The organism is Christiangramia flava JLT2011 (assembly GCF_001951155.1).
Classification (GTDB): Bacteria; Bacteroidota; Bacteroidia; order Flavobacteriales; family Flavobacteriaceae; genus Christiangramia; species Christiangramia flava.
Genome location: NZ_CP016359.1, coordinates 3,809,408 through 3,827,616 on the forward strand (window position 1 = coordinate 3,809,408; position 18,209 = coordinate 3,827,616).

16 protein-coding genes are annotated in these 18,209 nt (G+C 38.6%); 9 read left to right on the top strand and 7 right to left on the bottom strand.

The annotated features are described in order from the left end of the window. Nucleotides 1–2: 2 nt before the first annotated feature. The 9 genes from GRFL_RS17010 (at nt 3) to GRFL_RS17050 (ending at nt 11,024) form a co-directional block, all read left to right on the top strand. Nucleotides 3–1,091, top strand: a complete 1,089-nt coding sequence (locus GRFL_RS17010; protein ID WP_083645730.1) for an NAD-dependent epimerase/dehydratase family protein — start codon at nt 3–5, stop codon at nt 1,089–1,091. 30 nt (nt 1,092–1,121) lie between these two features. Further along, nucleotides 1,122–2,660, top strand: a complete 1,539-nt coding sequence (locus GRFL_RS17015) for a vitamin K epoxide reductase family protein (RefSeq protein WP_083645731.1) — start codon at nt 1,122–1,124, stop codon at nt 2,658–2,660. Nucleotides 2,661–2,681: 21 nt separating this feature from the next. After that, complete coding sequence (locus GRFL_RS17020) at nt 2,682–4,301, top strand: multicopper oxidase family protein (RefSeq protein ID WP_169833982.1); 1,620 nt, start codon at nt 2,682–2,684, stop codon at nt 4,299–4,301. Between the two features lie 144 nt (nt 4,302–4,445). Continuing rightward, nucleotides 4,446–4,979 carry a hypothetical protein gene (locus GRFL_RS17025; RefSeq protein ID WP_083645733.1) on the top strand — a complete coding sequence of 178 codons (534 nt, stop codon included), beginning with the start codon at nt 4,446–4,448 and terminating at the stop codon, nt 4,977–4,979. Nucleotides 4,980–4,995: 16 nt separating this feature from the next. Continuing rightward, nucleotides 4,996–5,478 carry a hypothetical protein gene (locus GRFL_RS17030; RefSeq protein WP_083645734.1) on the top strand — a complete coding sequence of 161 codons (483 nt, stop codon included), beginning with the start codon at nt 4,996–4,998 and terminating at the stop codon, nt 5,476–5,478. 56 nt (nt 5,479–5,534) lie between these two features. Then, nucleotides 5,535–6,164 (top strand): SCO family protein, encoded by a 630-nt coding sequence (locus GRFL_RS17035; protein WP_083645735.1) that lies wholly within the window; start codon nt 5,535–5,537, stop codon nt 6,162–6,164. A gap of 239 nt (nt 6,165–6,403) precedes the next feature. Next, nucleotides 6,404–6,934 (top strand): PH domain-containing protein, encoded by a 531-nt coding sequence (locus GRFL_RS17040; protein WP_083645736.1) that lies wholly within the window; start codon nt 6,404–6,406, stop codon nt 6,932–6,934. Then, a complete protein-coding gene (locus GRFL_RS17045) occupies nt 6,927–8,417 on the top strand; it encodes a PH domain-containing protein (protein WP_083645737.1) in 1,491 nt (496 codons plus the stop codon). Before GRFL_RS17040 ends, GRFL_RS17045 begins: the two co-directional genes overlap by 8 nt. Nucleotides 8,418–8,510: 93 nt before the next feature. After that, entirely contained in the window at nt 8,511–11,024 is a 2,514-nt protein-coding gene (locus GRFL_RS17050) for a heavy metal translocating P-type ATPase (RefSeq protein ID WP_083646246.1), read from the top strand. Between the two features lie 439 nt (nt 11,025–11,463). Here GRFL_RS17050 and GRFL_RS17060 read toward each other — a convergent pair whose 3' ends face one another. The 7 genes from GRFL_RS17060 to GRFL_RS17085 form a co-directional block, all read right to left on the bottom strand. Next, nucleotides 11,464–12,471, bottom strand: coding sequence for an SDR family oxidoreductase (locus tag GRFL_RS17060; RefSeq protein ID WP_083645739.1), 1,008 nt, complete (start codon nt 12,469–12,471; stop codon nt 11,464–11,466). 7 nt (nt 12,472–12,478) lie between these two features. After that, the gene (locus GRFL_RS17065; protein WP_083645740.1) at nt 12,479–13,099 is read right to left on the bottom strand and encodes a hypothetical protein; all 621 of its coding nucleotides are present in this window, start codon (nt 13,097–13,099) and stop codon (nt 12,479–12,481) included. Next, nucleotides 13,100–14,377, bottom strand: a complete 1,278-nt coding sequence (locus tag GRFL_RS17070) for an amylo-alpha-1,6-glucosidase (protein WP_083645741.1) — start codon at nt 14,375–14,377, stop codon at nt 13,100–13,102. Between the two features lie 26 nt (nt 14,378–14,403). Then, complete coding sequence (locus GRFL_RS18180) at nt 14,404–15,123, bottom strand: vitamin K epoxide reductase family protein (RefSeq protein WP_341475758.1); 720 nt, start codon at nt 15,121–15,123, stop codon at nt 14,404–14,406. Next, the gene (locus tag GRFL_RS18185; protein ID WP_206601052.1) at nt 15,123–15,935 is read right to left on the bottom strand and encodes an SPW repeat domain-containing protein; all 813 of its coding nucleotides are present in this window, start codon (nt 15,933–15,935) and stop codon (nt 15,123–15,125) included. The genes GRFL_RS18180 and GRFL_RS18185 overlap by 1 nt, the downstream gene beginning before the upstream one ends. A 119-nt stretch (nt 15,936–16,054) precedes the next feature. Then, nucleotides 16,055–16,375 (bottom strand): four-helix bundle copper-binding protein, encoded by a 321-nt coding sequence (locus GRFL_RS17080; protein WP_083645742.1) that lies wholly within the window; start codon nt 16,373–16,375, stop codon nt 16,055–16,057. A 222-nt stretch (nt 16,376–16,597) separates the two neighbouring features. Beyond that, nucleotides 16,598–17,851, bottom strand: coding sequence for a site-specific integrase (locus tag GRFL_RS17085; protein WP_083645743.1), 1,254 nt, complete (start codon nt 17,849–17,851; stop codon nt 16,598–16,600). Nucleotides 17,852–18,209 lie beyond the last annotated feature (358 nt).

Here is an 18,209-nt window from a genome sequence, read left to right on the forward strand (position 1 = left end):
ATATGGAAGGACCGGCTATAAAAACCAACAAAGATATTATTGTAGTAAGTGGCAGTAGTGGATTAATAGGAACCACGCTTATAAACGAACTGGCAAAGAAATATTTATTAATAGGGTTGGATAACATAGGTTACCCCTTTCCTCCTACTACAGCCGAATGTGTTTGTATTGATATTACTTCCGAGGAAAGTATGGAGAACGCATTTGAGCGTATCCGCTTCGCTTATGGCAATAGAATCGCATCCGTAGTACATCTTGCGGCTTACTATGATTTTAGCGGGGAACCGAGTCCACTCTACCAGAAAATAACCGTAGAAGGAACCGAGCGCTTATTAAGGGTGCTGCAGAGTTTTGAGGTCGAACAGTTTATATTTTCCAGTAGCCTATTGGTTTATAAGCCCACCACCCCTGGAGTGAAAATAGATGAAGATTCCCCCGTTGAACCTAAATGGGACTATCCCCAATCAAAAGTAGATACCGAAAAGATCCTGCATAATAAAAAAGGTGATATTCCCATTATGAACCTTCGTATTGCAGGGGTATATAACGATGAAGGTCATTCCATACCGATAACCAATCAGATTCAGCGAATTTATGAAAACCAGTTGACCAGTCATCTTTACCCTGGAAAGTTTGAACGAGGAAACCCGTACATACATCTGGATGATTTAATTAACGCCATTGAAAAAGCCATTGAAAAACGAAAAGATTTCCAACAGGAGATCACAATCAACCTGGGTGAGCCCGATACGATGGGTTTTATCGAATTGCAGCAGCAAATCTCCCGACTGCTTTTTGATAAAGAATGGAAAACGTACAAGATCCCTAAATTCGTTGCAAAATTTGGGGCGTGGGTACAGGGTCTTTTTGGAGATTCCTTTATCAAACCCTGGATGGTCGATTTGACCGATGATCACATGGAACTGGATATCTCCCGTGCCAAAAAATTGCTGGATTGGGAGCCACAACATCGTCTGCGAACCACACTTCCCAAGATAATAGATAACCTAAAGTCAGATCCAAAAAAATGGTACAAGGAAAACGACCTTAAACCTCCTTCCGGTTTAAAAGAAAAGGACCCCAAAAAATGATATAAAATTAACCCACCAAAATAAATCATCATGTCAACTGACAAACAAAACCCCAAAAATAAGAATTCCCAAAAAGGCGAAAAGAAACACGGACAAATGGGAAAACGCGGGGTCACGCGGCCAATGTCCGATATGAACATGGGGGGAGGAAATGGAATGAAAATGGATTCAGGGCAGCGGAAAGAGATGTTGATCACACACCATAAACAAACCCTTTGGGTATATTGGGCGGTTATACTTTTAGGGGTATGGATGATTTTTTCCCCACTTACTTTTGATTATGGAAGCAATGTGGTGTCGCCCAGCGGCGGCAGGGATGTCTGGCTTTCCCTTGCAGACCGTATTTCCGCAATGCGCTGGAGCGACATCATAAGCGGGTTGTTACTTGTATTTTTTGGCTGGCGCTCGCTAACACCCAATAGGCCTTACAGCGTCTGGATCGCGTGTTTCATAGGAATTTGGATAAGCATGGCGCCATTGATTTTTTGGGCCCCTACGGCCATAGCTTATTATAATGGAACTATGGTTGGTGCCTTGGTGATCGCCCTGACCATACTTATCCCGGGAATGCCCAATATGATTATGTATATGAAAATGGGTGGTGATTTGCCACCGGGGTGGTCTTACAATCCTTCTAGTTGGCCCCAACGATGGATTATGATCGTTCTTGCATTTATGGGATGGATAGGTTCCCGGTATTTGGCAGCATTTCAGTTAGGCTACGTCGAATATGCCTGGGATCCGTTCTTTGGGGATGGGACTTTAAATGTCCTAAATTCAGATATGTCTCATTCCTGGCCGATATCCGATGCCGCATTGGGAACTTTTGCGTACACATTGGAATTTTTAATGGGTTTTATGGGAGCTACTTCCCGATGGAGAACTATGCCCTGGATGGTTACTTTTTTTGGTATTTTGGTCATTCCTCTGGGATTTGTAAGTATTTTTTTAGTGGTATCGCAACCCTTAACGGTGGGTGCCTGGTGCGCACTTTGCCTATTTACCGCAGCGGTAATGTTGCCCATGATTCCATTGCAGATCGATGAAGTGATTGCTATGGGGCAGCACATGCTACAAAGAAAACGGAAGGGAGATTCTATGTGGAGGGTTTTCTGGAAAGGAGGTGATGCCATTACCACACACATGGATGAACGTTCTCCAGAACTTGTCGAACTTCATGAAAGTCCCTGGAAGGTATTCAAATCCTCTATTTGGGGAATGACCGCTCCCTGGCAATTAACACTTGCCACAATATTGGGATTATGGCTAATGTTCTCCCCTACCGTGTTTGGTGTGGGAATAGAAACCCAAGCGGCAGATCTAAATCATTTAGGGGGCGCCCTGGTTGTTGTCATGGCAGTAGTGGCTATGGCAGAGGTTTTGAGAACCTTCCGCTATCTGAATGTGCTGCTGGGCTTGGCACTTATTGCATTCCCCTGGTTTATTGATGATGGAAATATGTCGCTCACTATTAGCAGTAGCATAAGTGGTCTTATTATTATGCTCCTTTCATTCCCCAAGGGCACTATTCGGGAAAAATATGGCTTATGGAATAAGTATATTAAGTAGAAAAGTTAAACAAATATAGATATGAAAGCGCTTGATCGTAGAAAGTTTATAAAGTTGGGAAGCACGGGTTCTGCTGTTCTCCTGTCGTGGCCATTTCTCAACGCTTGCGAAGGCCTTTCATCCAAAAAAAATGAAAGTGCAGATCCTGATTTTGAACCGGACCTGGATATTGATCTTACCGCAAAGGAAAGTCAAATACCCCTATTTCAAGGGAGTTCCACCAAGGTTTGGATGTTTGAGACGAAAATAAATACCGGTGCCGACGATGCAATACAACAATTAAATGATATTTATTTAGGCCCCATATTGCGTGTGCGCAAAGGTCAAAAAGTAAGGATTCGTTTTAAAAACAAGTTGCCTGAAAAAAGTATTGTGCACTGGCACGGGATGCACGTGCCGGAAAAATATGACGGCCATCCCAAAGATGTTATAGAAAATGGGGAAACCTATATCTATGAATTTGAGATTATGAACCGTGCCGGTACCTATTGGTTTCACCCACATCCACACGGTCGTACAGGTCCACAGGTGTACAATGGACTGGCGGGAATGCTAATAGTCAGCGACGATGAGGAAGAGAAACTTAACCTTCCCAAAGGTGAATTCGACATGCCCATTGTCATCCAGGACAGGGCGTTTGATCAAGAAAATCAGCTCCTTTATCTGAACAGGGGCCGAATGGATAAAATGATGGGCTTTATGGGGAACCGGATTTTTATTAATGGAAAGCCTGATAAAAATCTAAACTTAAAAGCCGGTGCTACCTATCGGTTAAGGTTCCTCAATGCTTCGAATTCCCGTTTTTATAAACTTGGTTGGTCTGATGGCACTCCCCTCACCGTTATTGGGATTGACGGCAGTCTTTTGGAAAAGCCTCGATCATTGCCCTATATGATGTTGGGGGTGGCCGAACGTGTGGATATATGGCTTGATTTAAAAGATATGCCCAAAGAAACCGAACTAACCATGAAAAGCCTTCCCTTTTCTACGGGGATGATGAATATGGGGATGATGGGCAATATGGGAACTACGCTTCCTTTGGGCAGTGAATATGATGTACTAAAAATTACTTTGGACACATTAGAAAACAACAACATTGAACTTCCGGAAAAACTTCTTACTCTCAATAAAATAGACCCTTCCGAAGCCATAAACGAAGATAATCCAAGGATCTTCAAATTTTTTATGCGGCGCATGCAATGGATGATCAATGGCAGGACCTGGGAAGAGACAGGAGTCGCAGATGAAGAAACCGTAAAATTAAATACCACCGAAATATGGCAATTGTTGAATAGTGGCGGTGGAATGATGGGTGATGGTGGTATGATGGGCGGAAAAGGAATGATGGGAAATGGCGGCATGATGAAGGGTGGTATGATGCAAATGCCGCATCCCATTCATATACACCAGGTCCAGTTTAATATCCTGGAAAGGGATGTATCTGATATGGATCCCGACGTGTGGAATTCCGTAAAGGAAGGATTTATAGATGACGGCTGGCAGGATACGGTATTGCTCATGCCCGGAATGAAAATAAAGATAATCATGCGCTTTGAGGACTTTAAGGGCTTGTTCCTGTATCACTGTCACAATCTGGAACACGAGGACATGGGCATGATGCGGAACTATAAAATAGAGTAAGAATTAAAATAAAAATTATGGGAGATATGGAAATGGATGGTTTTTGCTGGATGTGCTGGGCAGTTTGGATAGGTGGAATACTGTTAGTTGCCTTGATCATTTATCTAATAATTAAACTGCTTAGAAAAAACAGAAAAACCTGATATGGAGCAGTTTCAATGGGCGGTACTTATTTTACCCGCTATCTCGATACTTGGCGTTGGCCTAATGTATTTCTATTTTAGAAATGAGGTAGATAATAAATCTGGTTATACGGCCTTTATGGTGAACATAGCCTTAACAGCACTAGTGCTCAACACTGCATGGGAACTGCTACATGGTCCTTTATATGAAGGATACCAATATACTTGGGACCATATTTCCATGTGCCTAATAGCAGCAGTTACAGATATGTTAACCACGTTAATTATGCTCTTTGGACTCGGATTGTTTTATCGGAATATATTTTGGCCTCTCAAATTAAATTTAAGTAAGATATTATTGATAATTGTTACGGGAGGAACCGGGACCATTTTACTGGAAAGATGGCACATAGCAACGGGACATTGGGAATATGCTCAAAGTATGCCCATCGTGCCATGGTTAGAGGTAGGGCTTACACCGCTATTACAGTTTACCGTTTTACCCATTTTTGTTTTTGTAATTGGACGAATGCTTTCTGTCACTAAGCTTAAATAATATAAAACTTTTTGATGTGTATAAAAAAAAACCAAATAGAAAAAGAATAAAAGAGAAACATAAATCTCAAAAGAACAGGATTACCAAAAAGGATAAGGTTATTGCTTTACTATCTTTTATTGGAATTTTCTCAGCAGCAGTTTTTTTAGCTTTTTACATGTTCTTCTTTGGCCATTCGGACGTTCACGAAAAAAGTGACATTGATTATGAATTTGTGGCAAATGAAGAGGTCTGTATGCGAAATAATAGCTATAGAGCTGAATTAATACCATCGATTTCAATTGAAAATAGATCCTATTATGGATGTTGTGAAAGTTGTACCGATTATATACAAAAACATCCAGAAGAGCGGTATGCGGTAGACCCTACAAGTGAAACAAAAGTCGATAAAGCTTTAGCTTATATTCTTCACCCCACAGAGAACGAAATTACAGAGGTGTATTATTTCGCTTCCAAGGAAAACGCAAAGGTTTTTATCAATGAAAATACGCGACTATGATGGGGTTAAATTCTACATATTCGGCTACCTATAATAATCTTTGAAACTTAGAAGAAATGAAATTAAAATTTACAATTATTATTATTTTAATACTGGCAGGTCTTTATAGTTCTTGTAAAAATAGCGGTAAAAAACTACCAATTCTAGGCAATAAAGAGATTTCCAGTAATGGAAAAGATACTCTTTATCAAACAATACCGGATTTTAGTTTCACCAATCAGGACAGCCTTTTAATTACGTCAAATACATTTGCAAATAAAATTTATATAGCAGATTTTTTCTTTACCTCCTGTACAACAATATGTCCTATTATGAAGAACGAGATGCAAAAGGTTTATAATAAATATAAAGGAAATCCCAAGGTGGCATTTTTATCCCACAGTATTGATCCCAGTCATGACAGCGTTCCTGTTCTAAAAGCATATGCCAAAAACCTAGAAATAAACAATGATCAATGGCATTTTGTAACAGGAGATCAAGAAGCAATTTTTGAAATGGCCCAAAAGCATTATATGGTTTCCGCCTTGGAAGATTCGACGGTTCCAAATGGGGTGCTTCACAGTGGAGCCTTTATTTTAATTGATGAACAAAAAAGGATCAGGGGATATTACGATGGTACTAACCCGGAAGAAGTCGATAAACTAATCCAGGATATTCCCCTGTTGCTTCATGATAAAGAATTATAAGTCCTGAGGGAGGAAGGGTGTCTTTTCATTGATGTGATTAGTTAGTTAAAAACCCTTCCCCTATTCAGGCACAAAAACATAAATGCATAAATAATAGACAAATATCATATACAAAAATTACCTGCAACGGTGGGTAAAGACACTTCGAAAAACATTTTCCAATATAGAAATGTAACCAGTACATTGGTCAATTCGAAGAAGGTACAAGCCAATATTAATGGAAACTAAATTTCAATAAAATGGCCATTATTAATCCAGTAAATTTTGAAAACAGGCAATTGGATATAGATTCACTCCCAAGGTACAGAGGGGTTGAGCTTTCATCACTTAATCAGAAGTATTTAATTAAACTAAATATAATCACAAGTGCTGGCGCAATACTATTTTTTATTGGGCTTGGTATTACATATTCGCTTATGGAAACTTACAAGGATTTATTTCCATTTTTGGCGATTTTGGTTTTGCTAATATTTTCGGGTTCCTACTATCGCAACTTTCAAGTACAAAAAAGAAATGGTTATGCTATACGGGAGAGGGATATTATCTTTAAACGTGGATTTATATACAAAAAAACTACTATAGTTCCTTTTAACCGTGTACAACATGTTTCTATTGAAAGAGATTTCCCGGATAAAATTTTAGGAATTTCAACTTTAAGGCTTTTTACCGCCGGTGGCTCTGGAAGTGACATTTCGATTCCCGGTTTGATCCCGCAAATTGCAAACAATATGAAGGAAGAAATTTCGAAAAGAATATCCTCCGATGAATAGAAGTGACTTCTATAAACCGCACCGACAAGCAAAAGCAGGGGTGATACTAGTTTTTGGTAACAGCCTCTATCAGTTGGTTAAAAATTTATGGTTTCTGGGAATTTACTTTTTCATGAAAGAACAGACCCCTCAAACAATCATGCTATCTATAGTTGGAGCCTTGATCCTTCTTGTCCTTGCTCTTGGTTATAGCATTCTTTACTACTTAAAATTTACGTTTTTCATTGACCCAGAAAGAGAAGAATTTGTACTCCAAAAAGGGGTTCTTAGTTCAGAAACTATAAGTCTCCCTTTTGATAAAATCCAGCGGGTAAATTTTAAGAGAAATCTGCTCCAGCGAATAATTGGTGTTTATAGTATTTTAATTGATACTGCCGGGAGTAAAGAAGAGGAAGTAGAGATTAAAGCGCTATCTAAGGCTAAGGCAGAAGAGCTCTCTGAAATCCTCATGAACCACACCGAAACAGAAGATAAAGTAGATCAAAAAATCTCTCAGGATAAAAAAGAAGAGGCTGCTCTCAACTGGCAATATTCTTTAAATATTTTCCAGCTTTTAAAACTAGGCTTAAGTAGCAATTACATTCGCGGCCTACTATTGTTGATGACATTTTATCTCACTCTGAAGGATCAGCTTTTTTTAGAACAGTTTTTTCCATCCGAAATGGATGTAGTGAGGAATAATGACTTTGGCATTACTCCGTGGACAATTTTACTATTACTGTTAGCGGTAGTGATTGTTACTGTAGCCGATACTTTTATAAAATATTTTAAGCTTAATTTAATAAAAACAGATTTGGGACTGCAGGTGGAAATGGGGCTCAGAAAGAATAAAAAGGTAAGCCTGAAAGGGAAAAGAGTACAATCGATGGAAATTTCGAGCAACCCAATTCAAAAACGTCTTGACCTTAACAAGGTGAAAATATTATTAGCAACCAGCGCAGATAATCCTGGTAAAAGTGTAATTACAATTCCCGGTATTTCTCAAACAATTGTTTCAAGGATTAAACACTACATATATAAAGACCAAATCAGACGAATTTTTCAAATCGTTCCAAATAGAATCTTTTTATTTAGAAAAATTATCCGTGGTCTTTTTCCCTTAGTGCTCATTCCTTTTATCATAGGATATTATGATTTAAATTTCAGGTTAGAATGGATAATTATGGGGATAGCAGGATACCTTATTCTGTTGGGCGGGTATCAATTCCTCTTTTTTCGTTCCTTAAAATTGTCTATCTCAAAAGAAATTATCGTAAAATATTCCGGGGTATGGAGAAGAAAGAAGCAATATTTGGAAATGTGGAAATTACAATCTGTTTCAATATCACAGCCACTCTGGTATGAAAAACAAGGTCTGGCAGACCTAATTTTCCATTCTGCGGGAGGCGATATTTCCTTTGAAGTAATAGATAAAAATCAAGCAGAAATACTAATGGATTATTTACTTTTTAAAATAGAAAGCTCCTCTGGGGAATGGATGTAGTTGAAAAACCAAATTGTAATGATTGCCAGGGATATTCTATTTTTTTAGAACTCTCGGCCAAATTAGCATCAAAAAATGATTAATAGAAATAAAATGAGACATACATATAAAATACACGGGATGACCTGCAAAGGTTGCCAGAATCACGTCGAAAAAACACTTACCAATGTAGAGGGAGTAACCAGTGCATCTGTCAATTTGGAGAAGGCAGAAGCCACCATAGAAATGGATTCACATATTCCTATGCAAAAGTTCCAGGATGCCCTTAAAAACGATGGGGGCACTTATTCCATCCACAAACAGGGCAAGCATCATCATAAAAAGGATTCCGCTTCTGCGAAAAAGCAAAAACCCAAAGGTAAGGGAACGGGAACGTTCTATTGCCCGATGCACTGTGAGGGTGACAAGACCTATGAAAAGCCGGGCGATTGCCCAGTCTGCGGAATGGATTTGGTTGAGGAACAAAAACTCGCTGCTACAACGTCCGAACAATGGACCTGCCCAATGCACCCTGAAATTGTTAAGGACGGGCCAGGGGACTGCCCAATCTGCGGAATGGATCTGGTGCCGATGGAACCGGATATTTCCTCAGAAGAAAAAACCTATAAGAAACTGCTCAAAAAGTTCTGGATAGCTGTCGCCTTTACACTGCCCATTTTCCTCATAGCAATGAGTGAATTTCTTTCTGATAATCCCCTTTTCAACCTAATGTCGCAAAGATATTGGAATTGGGTACAACTGGCTCTTTCACTGCCGGTTGTTTTCTATGCCACCTGGATGTTCTTTGAACGTGCCTATCGCAGTATTGTAACCTGGAACCTGAATATGTTCACCCTAATTGGTATAGGTACTGGGGTGGCATGGCTATTTAGTGTGTTTGGAATGCTTCTTCCCGATTTTTTTCCTGAACAATTTAGGACAGAAACAGGTACCGTCTTTGTTTATTATGAAGCTACTACCGTAATTCTTACCCTAGTAATGCTAGGTCAGGTTTTGGAAGCCCGGGCACATAGTAAAACCAATTCTGCGGTCAAGGAACTCTTGAAACTTGCTCCCAATAAAGCAATTAAAGTAGTAGATGGAACTGAAGAGGAAGTTTCCATCGACCAGATAGGAAAAGGAGATATTCTTAGAGTGAAACCGGGCGATAAAATTCCCGTGGACGGTAAGATTACAGAAGGTGAAACTACCGTAGACGAATCGATGATTACTGGTGAACCTATTCCTGTGAACAAAACCGTAAGTGATAAAGTGAGTAGTGGAACTATTAATGGCAATCAATCATTCCTTATGAAAGCAGAAAAGGTTGGATCGGACACCTTGCTTTCCCAAATTATCAAAATGGTAAACGATGCTAGTCGTAGCCGTGCCCCAATCCAAAAACTGGCAGATATAGTTTCTGGATATTTCGTACCCATTGTTGTTATTATATCGATAATAACTTTTGGTGTTTGGTCCATCTGGGGTCCAGAACCGGCCTATGTGTATGCTTTGGTCAATGCCATTGCTGTATTGATTATAGCTTGCCCGTGTGCGTTGGGATTGGCCACACCAATGTCTATTATGGTCGGTGTTGGTAAGGGTGCACAAAATGGTGTACTTATCAAGAATGCCGAAGCTCTGGAAAAAATGGACAAGGTAGATACTCTTATTGTTGATAAAACCGGAACGATTACGGAAGGAAAACCCACGGTGGAGAAGGTAGGTTCTTTTGATGATAAACAATTTAGCGAAAGTGAAATTCTATATTTTATTGCATCCCTAAACAGTTCCAGCGAGCATCCACTTGCTGAAGCTACCGTGAAATACGGAAAGGAGCAGAAAACCGAAATATCAAAAACCGAAAACTTCAGCGCAGTAACGGGAAAAGGCGTAGAAGGAACTGTTGATGGCAAGAAACTCGATTTAGGAAACGACAGGATGATGGAATATGCTAACGCATCTATTTCATCTGAAATGAAACAGGAAGCTCAATCCTTTCAAAAGCAAGGGAAAACAGTTTCATACTTATCTATTGACGGTATGGTTTCAGGCTATGTTGTGATAGGCGACAAAATTAAAAAAACCAGCGCCAATGCTATCAAGGAATTGCAGGAGAAAGGAATCGACGTCATAATGCTTACGGGTGATAACCACGATACGGCACAGGCCGTGGCGAGCGAACTCAATCTTGCCGATTTTAAGGCGAGTATGCTGCCAGAAGATAAATTAAAAGCAGTAGAAAAGTTACAATCTGAGGGTAAATCCGTGGCAATGGCTGGAGATGGTATCAATGATGCCCCGGCTTTGGCAAAAAGCGATGTGGGCATCGCAATGGGAACGGGTACGGACGTCGCAATTGAAAGTGCGGCGATTACACTGGTCAAAGGGGATTTGCAAGGCATAGTCAAAGCTCGAAACCTAAGCGATGCTGTAATGATCAATATTAAACAGAATTTATTCTTTGCCTTTATCTATAACACTTTGGGAGTTCCAATAGCGGCAGGTGTGCTATACCCTGTATTCGGATTGTTACTCTCACCCATGATAGCTGCCTTGGCTATGAGTTTTAGTTCGGTATCGGTAATTGCGAATGCTTTACGATTACGAACAAAAAGAATTGATTAAATAAATAAATTACAGAAACAGTAAAACATAAAATGATACTATGCAATTTAGAAGAAAATTCAAAAAGGTCGTTTTATTAGACTCCTGAACTTAGTAGATGATAGAATATTTTAATATCCGTGAGGCATCCACTATCTCAAACGAACTAATACTAAGAAGTATATATCCAGTAAAACCTATCGAATTCTATTTAAAATTTTTAAACAAAACTTTGAAGGTAGTACTGAGTACATATAAAAGAAAAGGTCTCCAAGTGAGAAGAGTTGCCGGTTCAAATCTAAAGGAGATTATAGCAATTATTGCCAACAGACCTATTCTACTGGAAGATATCGAATATTTTTATTTTTATTATATCATTAAGTTTATATCCGAGTACGATATCTTCTTGGATTATATTTTTTCCCGCTAAATTAAATTATTTTCAATTCTAGAAGATTAGTTATAGAAAAATTAAAACAAAAACTACTATTATTATACTTATTGCAATCCAAATGATTAATTTTCCATGCATTCTTAACCGTAATACTGTGCTTGAGACTAATGCTTGGTCATTAAAAGCCCCATGTGCCCCATGATCGCCTGGTATGGGCTTCCACAGATTGTTGGGCCTATTTGAATCTTCAGGCTCATTAGTTTGCTGGCCCTCAATTCCACTTTTGGCTAGTACACGATCAGCGTACCACGGCGCAATCTTATTACCAATAATGGTTTTTATGGTTGATACTCCAACCTTAATTTCCCTGGGAGTATTTTCAGCGGCATACAAAATGGCTTCGGCTGCTACCTCAGGCTGATAAATTTTTCCCATAGGTCTGGGTTTTTTAGGTAATCTGGTTTTAACAAATCCGAACTGGGTAGTATTTAGAGCCGGAAGCTGTACCATGGAAATATTTATATTACTTTTATCATGCAATAGTTCCGTACGCAAAGAATCCACAAAGCCTTTAGTGGCATGTTTAGCAGCGCAATATGCTGACTGAAGGGGTATACCTCGATAAGCTAACGCCGATCCTACAAATACAATAGAACCTTTATTCTGCTCATTCATCAATTTAAGTGCTACTAGAGCTCCATGTACCTGTCCCAAATAAGTCACATCTGTAACTCTTTTATATTCCTGAGGTTCCATTTTACGAACTGGACTAAAAACACTCGTCATGGCATTATTAATCCAAAATATTACAAATCCAAGTTTTTCCTGAAAAAACAAGGCTGCAGATTCAACTTCTTCATAATTTGCGACATCTGCCTCGTAATAAGCAGCATTTACCCCGAACTCTACAGCTTCTTTAACCGCAGCTTCAAGTCCCTCTTTTCCCCGGGCAATAAGACCTACGTCGTAACCATTCTTGGCGAAGCGTCTAGCACAGGCTCTTCCCACACCTGCAGAGGCCCCTGTTATTATCACACAACCTTTGGATTTCTTTTTAGCATTTTCTGAGCTCATTACTTGCTTATTTTATTTCAATTTTGTGAACCAAATATTTTGTCAATTTTTGCCATTGTAGTTTCTGAAACCCAGCCCAGGCACCTTTAGCCAAAAGGGTATTGAATAATTTTCTTTTACCCGCAGAAACACCTTCATTATTTATTCCTTCATTTTTACCAATTTCATAACCTTTTATAGTCAATCCTTTTATAGATACTCTAAAAGTACTTGTAGCCTCATCTATAAAAAAATGTTTTATTTCCTTGTTTAATTTATCTTTTACAAGGGGACTTTCACTAGGACTCACAGTAAATTCTGCAAACTCTTCTTCATTACGTAAATCAGTAATATATACCCAATTCTTGGGAGAGGGAATCGGTAAATTTATTTTTATATAATTATGAACCGCCAGCTGATTGGTTTTATCTCCATTCGAATTATAGAGTTGGAATTCCGCAGACAGCTCGGGTAGCATAGACCACTTATTTACGTTAAAAAGTTTTTCTTTTGAGCGTTCGAAATTCACTTTGGCTATTTCATTCGTTGAAAACTTATTTTTACTACAATATGTTTTATCTTTTAATTCTTGATGTGAATCCTTCTTACTACCTCTCCATAGATTTTTAAACCAGGTGATTAAATTCATTTAATTTATGCTTTTATCTTTCGTATTCATCATATCTAAAACTAAACCTGCCCAGGTAAAATCTTTTGCTCCATAACCTTCGCCGGTAAAAGGATTATAGTACTCTCTAAATCCGCTTTTTTTGATTAACTGAATTATAATCCGAGTTAATTTTTGTGAACTTTCCGTATAATTATTTTTCTCCAGTATTTGATGAAGAAACCAATTATTAACGATCCAGGTAGGGCCTCTCCATATGTAGATCGATTCTTTAGGATTAAAGGCCGATGAATCTTTTGCTACTGAGGGTATGGGGTAATTGGTATCAAACTTCTCACTACTGAAAAAATGTCTTTCCAGGACCTTAGTTTTTATACCTTTTGGAATAGAAGATAGAATCAGTGGATAAAAAATGGTGGGAGTTTCTACCTTTATTTTTATATTCTCCTTTCCATATACGTCATAAAAGGCAGCATCCTGTTCATCATATAGAACCTCCACAATATTTTTACTTACTTCTTTTGCTCGGGAATAGTATTCTTTTGCATCCGGATCCTCCAACATCTCACATAATTCACCAAGACAAAAAAGGTTTTGTGCATAGAAAGTATTTAGTCCGGCATCCTTCACCAGGAAATGTCCTTTCCTGTATATCTTCTTCAAATTATAGTTATTCATAAAATTGAGAAAGTCTGTCCAGATCACTTTATAATAAAGCTTAGTATTGGCTTTTCCTTCTTTAAAACCTAAAGGAACATCGTAAGTAGGTTTCCAGTCCATTCCCGATTCAAATGGAGAAATAATCGTAAGTAAACCGTTGCCATCAAAATCTCTATTCTTGTCTAACCAGTCATAATAAGCCTTTAAATTTGGCAGTACCTCTTTTAGAAAATTCAGATTATCAGAATTCTTTACAATTCTACTTACTGCCTGAGCAAGTAAGGGAGGCTGGATGAGAGAACTCATATGACTTCTGTAAAGATTCTTATAGTTAAATTTAGACTGAAAAAAGTCAGCCCATCTACCAGGTTTTAACCGATCCCAATAAATCATATGACCTATAAACCCATCTTCCCGTTGAAGCCCAAGCAAACTCTGAATATGCTTTTTGGCCATTTCAATTTCACCCAGGGATACCAGGATAAAAACATGAAAGCACGTATCCCAGAAAAATTGATACGGGTATCGTTCTGGTGCTGGCCTTGTATAATGATAAGCCGGGCTATCATCTTCACTGGCTTTTTCCATATTATCATGGATGATTTCTTTAACTTTTCTAAAAAGTTCTTCGTCAGTCATTCCTTATTGAAATAGAAGGCTCTACTTTATTTTACATATTTATCCCATAATCCATATTCTTCCTTTTTCGGTCCTCGTGGGAAAGAAAGCGCTGCTACAGCCAGACCTACAATTGTTCCAGCTACACTTAAACCTAAACTTCCATCCCCTGCAATCCATGGTGTAATGGCAACGCCTAACCCGAGCAGTATGTTCAAATATCTACCTCGGCGTACAATTTCACCCATACAAATCACTGAGGTAACCACAATTAACGATCCGCCCAAATGAAATGCATGAGCAGATGTAGTGGTAATATCAACCCCAAATGTTGCAGGAGCAAACATGGCGAAAACACCCAGTGCTGTAGACACTCCTAACGTCCATGGTACGCTCATACCCCAGACCGAAGATTTAAAAACGCCCATAGGCTTTTTAGGGAATTCTATAAGTTCGGTGGTACGCTCATCTTTATTTTCTTCGAATGCTTCACCACCTTTCCAAAATACTTTCCACAAATTATCACCACGCTTTTTAGCCTGTACCATATGTTGTCTCATCGCTATGACCTCATCAAACTCTAATGGAATCATGGGCAGCATTATTGCAGCTGCAAGAAGACAAAAGGTACACCATTCACCTACTACAATTGGTTGAGATATTACCAGGAAAATATGTACTAATCCCAAAGGAATCACCAGGATCCCGAAAAATGTGACCATCCAGGGCATGGTTCGCCACCTTGAGGGACTTCCCATCCAACCCATTAGGAATTCGAACGTATAGGCCAGTGCCCCACAAAGGCTCCATCTGAAATTGGGAGTGAATGAGACATATTAGAATTAAGTACCTTCATTGTACTTTCTCCAAAAAACGGATCCCATGCATAATCTGTGTAACCCAGCTGAAACGTTCCCAGGTAACGAGAAACTATCCAGCCAAAAAATGCAAGAACGATCATGATCCATCGTTGTGGCCAACTAGACGGATTATAACTCCATCCCGGAGGAATCACCGATCCCATCTTCATATATGTGATCATGTTAGGCATACCCGGGATTAAAATGGTTAAGGCTATAACCATGACCCCTACAATGGTATCGTTGTTATATATGTAGGCATTTGGCGCCCAGAAGATCACGGGTGCTAAGTTCAACCAGATCCCTATGAAACAGGCTATCCAAAGGCTTACTGGCCGGTTGGGTGTAAGAGATCTCCACCCAAAGAACATAAGAAGCAAACCACTAATAATATCGCTCCACTTCATCACCAACACCCTCATTGAATCACTTATCCATAGGGACCTGCCCCCTGAAGGTTGAACGATATCCTTCCCATAATCAAAAGTAAATGGAGAAATCACCAGCCAGGCACCCAAAATTATCAGCATCCAGTAAATCCAAAGCGTCTGTTTATGGTGCATATAAAGCATTTTCATGCGGTCCATCCCACCCTTATCATCACCATGATCATGTGAATGACCTGTTACTTCTTTTTCCGCCATGGGCCGGGTAACTCCCCGACTAGCCATTCCTCCATTCTCATGTTCCTCGTTGTAATCTTTATGGTTATTTCCCATAATTTATTTTTTGGTTAGGTTAGTTTAAAAAGGAGTTTTTTGAAATCCTGAATCTGTAGGAAAAAACATCTGAAGAATCCATCAGAAATAACTGAAGATTCTTCAGATGCTTTTTTAAATTATGCTAAATAGGCCTCACATGCTTTTACGCATTCCTGGCATGCCTTTGCACAGTCTTTACAATGCTGAGCTTCGTGCTTTCCGCATTCATCTGCACAGGCCTCGCAAACTTTTTTACAATATTGTACCAGACCTCTCACATCTGAATAGCTGGTAGCCAGAACCTGACTCAACGCTGAACACACCTCAGCACAAACCTTATCGGTTCTGATGCAGTCTACCATTTTCTTCACATCGTCTTCATCCAGACAAGAATCTGCGCAATAATTACAATGATTAATGCAATTTCCGAGTGCATGGATCAATTTTTCATTCCTCATAACTTATTGATTTTTATGGTTATACAATAAATATAGAAATGAGATGAAAAGTTGACTTATAAAATTCTGCTAAGTTCTTACAGTTTTAATTTTTTTTAACCTGAAAGACCAGAAATTAAGATTTTATAAAGATTTCTATATTAGATTCCAGTTCCAACCGTCCTGCCTTGGAAGTGTTTGAAAAATTGAAAAAGATTATGTTTTTTTGACTTATAACAATTATTAAGCTACAACTAAATCATTTGCATCATCCAACACTTTGTTATCAAAACTTCTGAGATAGATTTCGGTTGTTTTCAAAGAATGATGCCCCAAGCCTTCACTAATAATCTCCGTTGGTATTCCCATATTTTTAGCAATCGTTGCCCAGGAATGCCTGACATAATATGAAGTCAATGGAACATTCAGTTTAGCATCTTTCGCTATAATTTTGCAAAGCTTATTAACTAATCTTCGATCCGAACGATATTTCTTAAAATTTGTAACCGACCCATCATAGCCTATAGGAAATATAAAATCACAAGGCTCTTTCCCAGAAACATAATAAACCAAAATATCGTGGAATTCCTTCGTGATTTTGACCGAAAGCGGGTCATCGGTTTTGCTTCTTCCATAAAAAATTCTATCGTTTTGTATATCCTTAACGCGCAACTTAGCGAGATCAATCAAATTCATCCCCCGACAGTTGAACATACTCAACAAATAGTTTTTTACGTGAAAAAGATTGCTTCCAACTGGATAATTAAGCTTACGAATCGTTGTAAAATTTTCTTTCGGTAGAGCTTTTTTCTTGGTCCTTTTTGAAGATGGAATTTTGTAAAAATGAAAAGGATTTTTTTCAGGCTCAAACTTATCTTCCTTAATAGCGCTATTATAGACTGCACTTAAGCCACGCAAATATGCACTAATAGTATTATTCGAATTGCCCTTGGCCCTATGCTCCGCTTCAAATTCTTTCAAAAAAGTAACATTTAGCTGGAAAAACTTGATTGGCTGTTCATTATTAAATTTTGTAACAGCCCGAATCGAATCTGCATACCATTTGGCAGTACCAGGTTCCTGTTCTTTTAGTTTTCGCTCAACAAGTACTTTACACCAGTCATTTATGGTTAATGAATTAGAAAGATTTTTCTTTAACTCTGATTCAAGAATATCATCCCAAGCTTTTTTGATGTTTTCGATGAGCATATCAACCGTAATATCGTTAAGGGTTTTCCCGAGACCGTGGATAATGGATTTTGCAATATGCAATTTGTCATATAGTTCAAGATTTATTGCAGTGATATCAAGTTCCTTATTAGCGACTGCGGATTTTTTTAATTCCATTCTGGAATCATCCCAACCATCTTTTGATGTATATTTATCCATACGAACCATTCGAGGTTTCCTGTGAAAAATTCGTAAGATGATGGGATAAAGTCCATTAGAATTTTTTGACTTTTCTCGAGTGTCTAATGTGAGTCTTGCACGTGCCATAGCTTAAGATTTGCTAATAAAGTTAGGTAATTTTACGCACACTTTGCGCACACTTTTTGTTGAACTCAGATAAAACCAATTGAAATCAAATTTCATTAAAATACTGATTTACAGTATAATACAAAACTTAATACGATTACTTGGTGGACTTTTTTCCGCCTTCTAAGCAGACGGTCACAGGTTCGAATCCTGTCGCGATCACTTAGCAAAAAGCCCTGGAAAATTTCCGGGGCTTTTTCATTTTTATACTTTTCTTCTCACAGTTTGATGAAATTCCACTTTCACATTGTTTAACAAGTGTCTCTTAAAGTATTGTCAAATAGGTCAATTTTAAGGGAAAGGCCTCTCAATATTTCTA